This window comes from Mesorhizobium sp. M1399 (genome assembly GCF_040317735.1).
Taxonomy (GTDB): Bacteria; Pseudomonadota; Alphaproteobacteria; order Rhizobiales; family Rhizobiaceae; genus Mesorhizobium.
This window is the reverse complement of record NZ_JAMYKZ010000032.1, coordinates 22715-28714: the sequence shown is the minus strand read 5'-3', so window position 1 is coordinate 28714 and position 6000 is coordinate 22715. Positions and strand designations below refer to the sequence as shown.

5 protein-coding genes are annotated in these 6000 nt (G+C 60.9%); 4 read left to right on the top strand and 1 reads right to left on the bottom strand.

All coding sequences use genetic code 11. From position 1 onward, the window contains the following. Positions 1–743: 743 nt before the first annotated feature. Entirely contained in the window at positions 744–1145 is a 402-nt protein-coding gene (locus NKH05_RS31215; protein ID WP_353026916.1) for a hypothetical protein, read from the bottom strand. 186 nt (positions 1146–1331) lie between these two features. Between NKH05_RS31215 and ppdK the strand changes: the two genes are divergently transcribed. From ppdK to NKH05_RS31195, 4 genes are all read left to right on the top strand, one after another. Next, on the top strand, positions 1332–4007 hold the full coding sequence (gene ppdK, locus NKH05_RS31210; RefSeq protein ID WP_353026914.1) for a pyruvate, phosphate dikinase: 2676 nt from the start codon (positions 1332–1334) through the stop codon (positions 4005–4007). Between the two features lie 86 nt (positions 4008–4093). After that, positions 4094–4279, top strand: a complete 186-nt coding sequence (locus NKH05_RS31205) for a hypothetical protein (RefSeq protein ID WP_023723040.1) — start codon at positions 4094–4096, stop codon at positions 4277–4279. 499 nt (positions 4280–4778) lie between these two features. Then, a complete protein-coding gene (locus tag NKH05_RS31200; protein ID WP_352549019.1) occupies positions 4779–4946 on the top strand; it encodes a hypothetical protein in 168 nt (55 codons plus the stop codon). Between the two features lie 159 nt (positions 4947–5105). Further along, the gene (locus tag NKH05_RS31195; RefSeq protein WP_023721752.1) at positions 5106–5276 is read left to right on the top strand and encodes a hypothetical protein; all 171 of its coding nucleotides are present in this window, start codon (positions 5106–5108) and stop codon (positions 5274–5276) included. Positions 5277–6000: the final 724 nt, after the last annotated feature.

Here is a 6000-nt window from a genome sequence, read left to right as displayed (position 1 = left end):
GCGGCCGGCAAGCAGTTGGTCCAGAAGTTCCTTCTCAATAGCCATGCGATGATTCTCTCCTTTCCATCATCATGGCCTCGCGCACAGAATTCCCGACAGTCCCGCGTTTCACAGCCCCCAACTACATCAACACTATGGCCGAGGAGATCGCCACCCCTGCTGATTCTACCATGACCCCGTGCGCGATGCGTCAGGTCGTGGCCAGGAACATCGCATCTAGCCAGCAGCATCGCGCCGGTTAGCCGCGTCTCGACAGCAAGCCGAAGGGCATCCATGAGGTCAGGACAGGGAAGCAGACCGTCAGTTCGAAGAAAGAAGCTGAATCCGGAAGCGGCGAACCCGCTCCCACGATTTGAGAATCAGCGCAAGTCTGATTCCGCGTCTCGCTGGCGCAGAGGCATTCAAAACGGCTGCGTAGACCACACCTCGAACAATCCAGCGAGAATGCCGAAAGCTACCCAGATGAGGACCAATCGGATCCCGACCACAACGTAAGGAACTGCTCGACGAAACAAAATAGGACCTTGTTTTTGGGCTGTTTGCAGAGCGGTCCGTGAATCTACCGGAGGCCGAAACGAAAGGAAACTGACTCACGGGCAGAAAACAGGGCTGCAAAGTTGGGTTAAGGCGCTTTGCGACGGTGGCACGAGATTATGTCGTTCGGAGCCCTCGCATGACCGATTGGCGGGCTCGAAAAATTGACAAGCCACGTCTGAAGGCACTGCCGCAAGATTTCTTTACGATCAAAGACTTGCGGGGCCACGGCCGATTGAGCATCCCGCCGAAATCCTCCTCTTGCTGGCACGATCTGCGATTTGCGACGACAGTAATCCGATCGCCTGTGAGGTGCAGTGCACCTCGACCTCCTGCGCATCAATTCCAGCCCGTCCTCGGCCTCCTTCACCTAGTGGGTCCGTGAGACTCAACTTCTCTTCCAGGTTTTCAAAACAGAGCACCTGCAGCCCTTGACAGCGCATCATTGGCGTCCGCTTAAAAGCCTCCACCCAGTCCTTCGGCAAAGCCCTGAATAGGTTGGCCGTTGGGTGAACGACCATGAGAGGGCTGCGCTTTAGAAAGCCTTCACCTGTCCAGCGTTCCGTCCCGTCGCGGTATCCCGTAGAATCGAACCTGTCGGTCAGGCTCATCGGTCTGCCTCTTGTTCCCGTTTAGTTCCACTGAAAAGGAGACGTAAATCGAAAGTCTTGTCGACACCGCTTTTCTTAATCGATTGTAGAGGCCGGCCGGCTTTGCCGATGCCTTGCCTTTCGCACTGCAGCATCATATCGCTCGATTCACCAGCCTTTCCAATCTCCTGCAACCGGGGAGCAAGCATGACCAAGTGGGTCTACACCTTTGGCGACGGCGCGGCGGAAGGCCGTGCCGGCGACCGCAATCTGCTCGGCGGCAAGGGCGCCAATCTAGCCGAAATGTGCAGCCTGGGCCTGCCGGTGCCGCCGGGCTTCACCATCACCACCGAGGTCTGCAACGCCTATTACGCCAACGGCCACACCTACCCGGCTTCGCTGGAAGCGGATGTTGCGGTCGCGCTTGACCATATCGGCCGGCTGACCGGGCGCCGTTTCGGCGATCCGTCGAAACTGCTTTTGGTGTCGGTCCGCTCAGGGGCGCGCGCCTCGATGCCAGGCATGATGGACACCGTGCTCAATCTCGGCCTCAACGACGAGACGGTCGAAGCCTTGGCCACCGATTCCGGCGATCCGCGCTTTGCCTATGACAGCTACCGCCGTTTCATCCAGATGTATTCCGATGTCGTCATGGGCCTCGACCATGAGGTGTTCGAGGAAATCCTTGAAGACCAGAAGGGCGGGCTCGGCCGTGAGCTCGACACCGAACTGACTGCCATCGAATGGCAAGGCGTGATCGCGCTCTACAAGGCCAAGGTCGAGGAGGAGCTCGGCAAGCCGTTTCCGCAGGATCCGAGCGAGCAGCTCTGGGGCGCTATCGGCGCGGTGTTTTCCAGCTGGATGAACAACCGCGCCATCACCTATCGGCGCCTGCACGACATTCCCGAAAGCTGGGGCACGGCGGTCAACGTCCAGGCCATGGTCTTCGGCAACATGGGCGACACCTCGGCCACCGGCGTCGCCTTCACCCGCAATCCGTCGACCGGCGAAAAGCAGCTCTATGGCGAGTTCCTGGTCAACGCCCAGGGCGAGGATGTCGTTGCCGGCATCCGCACGCCGCAGAACATCACCGAGGCTGCGCGCATTGCCGCCGGCTCCGACAAGCCGTCGCTGCAGAAACTGATGCCGGACGCCTTCCAGGCTTTCGTCAGTATCTCCGACCGCCTGGAAAAACATTACCGCGACATGCAGGATCTCGAATTCACTATCGAGCGCGGCAAATTGTGGATGCTGCAGACCAGGTCCGGCAAGCGCACTGCCAAGGCGGCGCTGAAGATTGCCGTCGACATGGCCAGGGATGGACTGATTTCGAAGGAGGAGGCCGTCGCCCGCATCGACCCGGCCTCGCTCGACCAGTTGCTGCATCCGACAATCGATCCAAAGGCGGCGCGCGACATTATCGGCGTCGGCCTGCCTGCTTCGCCGGGTGCTGCCACCGGCGAGGTCGTCTTTTCCTCCAATGACGCCGAGGAGGCCAAGGCGCAAGGCCGCAAGGCGATCCTGGTGCGCATCGAGACCAGCCCCGAAGATATCCACGGCATGCATGCGGCCGAAGGCATCCTGACGACGCGCGGCGGCATGACCAGCCACGCCGCGGTGGTGGCGCGTGGCATGGGCAAGCCTTGCGTTTCAGGAGCCGGCTCGCTTCGCGTCGACTACAAGGCCGGCACGCTGATGGCGATGGGATCGACCTTCCGCAAGGGCGACATCATCACCATCGACGGCGGCAACGGCCAGGTGCTGAAGGGCGCGGTACCGATGCTGCAGCCCGAACTCTCGGGCGATTTCGCCGCCATCATGGAATGGGCCGACGGCGCGCGCCGCATGAAGGTGCGCACCAATGCCGAGACGCCGCTCGATGCGCGCATGGCGCGCTCCTTCGGCGCCGAAGGCATCGGCCTTTGCCGCACCGAGCACATGTTCTTCGACGGCGACCGCATCATTGCCATGCGCGAGATGATCCTGGCCGATACGGAAAAGGACCGGCGAACGGCGCTGGCCAAGCTGTTGCCGATGCAGCGCTCGGATTTTCTTGAACTGTTCGAGATCATGGCCGGCCTGCCGGTGACGATCCGCCTGCTCGATCCGCCGCTGCACGAATTCCTGCCAAAATCCGAAGAGGAGGTGGCCGAGGTCGCGGCCGCCATGAACGTGTCGCCGGAAAAGCTCAGGCGACGCACCGAAGCGCTGCACGAGTTCAATCCAATGCTCGGCCATCGCGGCTGCCGACTTGCCGTCTCCTATCCCGAGATCGCCGAGATGCAGGCGCGCGCCATTTTCGAGGCGGCCATCGAGGCCGGCAGGAAGGCTGGCGCGCTGGTGGTCCCGGAGATCATGGTACCGCTGGTCGGGCTGGTGAAGGAGCTCGAGTTCGTCAAGGCACGCATTGATGCCGTCGCCAAAAGCGTGATGGAGGAGAGCGGCGTCAGGATCGGTTATCTGACCGGCACAATGATCGAACTGCCGCGCGCCGCGATCCGCGCCCACGTCATCGCCGAGGCTGCCGAATTCTTCTCCTTCGGCACCAACGATTTGACCCAGACCACCTTCGGTATCTCGCGCGACGATGCGGCTTCGTTCCTCGAGACCTACCGGCAAAAAGGCATCATCGAGCAGGACCCATTCGTATCGCTCGATATAGAGGGCGTCGGCGAACTGGTGCGGATGGCGGCCGAGAAGGGCAGGGCGACGCGGCCCGACCTCAAGCTCGGTATTTGCGGCGAGCATGGCGGAGACCCGGCCTCGATCCATTTCTGCGAGAAGGTCGGCCTCGACTACGTCTCGTGCTCGCCCTACCGCGTGCCGATCGCCAGGCTGGCCGCCGCGCAAGCGGCGGTGCAAGCTGCGAAAGCCGGAGCGTGAATAGATCCCGACCGAAGATTCCTCCGCGCAGCAAGGAAGGTTGATGTTTTCCACCCGCCGTGTGAAATGGCCGCGGGATGGTGCACATGCCTGATGATGAACAAACCGCTGCGGCGCGCTGGTCGGTGAGGTCCGAGCTCCGCGCCGTCGGTCGCGACAAGCCGCTGCTCGCGGTGCTGGCAGCGATCCTCTGCCTTTATTGTGCGTTTATCGCCGGACCGATCGTCTATGCGGTGCTGGCCATCAACGGCATTGCGGATTTCTTCAAATAGAGCCGGTTCCGGCGATCTCGCGCCGGTCCGGCGCGCTGTATCGGCCCCGAAATTGCTCGGCCTGGATGAAATTGCTTAGCCGGGATGAAACTGTTCGCGTATATCGTTCGTACCTGTAGCGGGTGCGGGAGGACACGTGACGATAAGAATCAGACTCCCAGGCGGGACTTTGAAGATCAAGAAAAGGGACGAGCTGCGGCGCCGCGAGCAGAATCGCGAGGTGCCGGTTTGGCAGGTCGGCAATTACTTCGTCATCTGGTGGCCGAGCGGCATGTCCGATCGCCCATCCTCGCCCAGAAAATCCTCGCCCAGGAAATAGCCCGCGCACCGACGATCCCGACTGGGCAATGACGCCTCCGTGCGGGATCAGGAACCGCCCTGCGCGCGCCAAACCTCCAAGGCCGCTCGCCAAATCCCAAAAATAGTCAGCGGGCAGGCGTTGACTCTTCCGCCACGGAAGGTCTCTTGTGCTGCATTGCACAATGGGGCGGTGGAATCGATGGCGGTGCGTATCAGAATGCCTGGCGGCACGCTGAAGGTGAAGGTGTACCGCGAATTGCGCGATCGCGAACGCGCCCGCCGCATACCTGTCGTCAGGCTCGGCCGCGTCTATTTCACCTGGTGGTCGAACCGCCAGCGCCTGATTGACGAACAGTCGCCAGGATGAAGCTCCGTCGCCCGGGCATGCGCCTGCCCGCCCGGCGCCGCGAAGCCTCCGCAGCTCGCAAAATAAGTTGATGATGCTGCTGTTGACTCTTCCGTAACGGAAGGGCTCTACTTACCGCATTGCACACAATTGCTGCGTTGCACAACGGGAGTTGGACCGATGGCGGTGCGTATCAGGTTGCCGGGCGGCACTCTGAAGATGAAGACCTATCGTGAGTTGCGAGCCAGGGAACGCGACCGCCGCGTGCCTGTGATGAAGATGGGCTCGCTGTATTTTGTCTGGTGGTCGAAGTCTCAAGGCCAAGAAAAGCCACAGGACAACCCTCGATAAACTAACAAGTTTGCAACATGATCAGCATCAGTGCCGGCTCATACGACGGCAGGTTTGAGCCGCAGCTTCGGATGGCAATAGTCTGTCGTGGAGCAGGTTTGATCCATTTTGCAGGTTTGATCCATTTTTTAGTATGCGTGGCCAAGGAACTGGCCGGTGAGAACAAAACCTGCGTCTGACGGCTTGGGATCAATCGGATGTTAGCGCGGTGACGAGAGCCTTTAACGCACGGTTACTGACTTACAGCACGCACTGTGACCTGGCGCCGTGATGGCGCTTTTGGGATCGCTGCCTCGACTTTGATCTGCTCGATCTGGAACAGATGCGCCGCGCAATCGGCGGCGCAGGCTCCAAAGAACGGCTGCGGATCAGCGTTGGAATCCACGAGCATCTGTTCTTACCGATTTGTAACCAAATTCACGCGAACGTTCGCGTGACGGCTCCAAATCCCGACATCATTTCTGCCCAGTTTCCAGGCGCCAAACCCGCCCCGGTGCCAGAAACGGGTGTTGCAGAACCCGCCCACGCACGTCCGCTCAATTCCTCCAGACGAATTCATCGGCGACCTTGTCCTCGCCTCCGCGCTCGCCAGTAACCTGCGCCTCCAATATCCAAGGGCCAGGATCGTGTTCCTTTGCGAGGCGGACTTTTGCCGGTCCCTGATGGCTCATGGCGTCGCCTCGGACGTGGTGGCGTTCCGGCGCGTTCGGATGGGTTGCACTCC

What these genes read in the sequence shown, in the direction of transcription:
- NKH05_RS31195 (WP_023721752.1), top strand. Translation starts at nt 5,106, where the DNA reads ATGGCGGTGCGTATCAGGTTGCCGGGCGGCACTCTGAAGATGAAGACC.
- NKH05_RS31205 (WP_023723040.1), top strand. Translation starts at nt 4,094, where the DNA reads ATGCCTGATGATGAACAAACCGCTGCGGCGCGCTGGTCGGTGAGGTCC.
- NKH05_RS31200 (WP_352549019.1), top strand. Translation starts at nt 4,779, where the DNA reads ATGGCGGTGCGTATCAGAATGCCTGGCGGCACGCTGAAGGTGAAGGTG.
- ppdK (WP_353026914.1), top strand. Translation starts at nt 1,332, where the DNA reads ATGACCAAGTGGGTCTACACCTTTGGCGACGGCGCGGCGGAAGGCCGT.
- NKH05_RS31215 (WP_353026916.1), bottom strand. Translation starts at nt 1,145, where the DNA reads ATGAGCCTGACCGACAGGTTCGATTCTACGGGATACCGCGACGGGACG.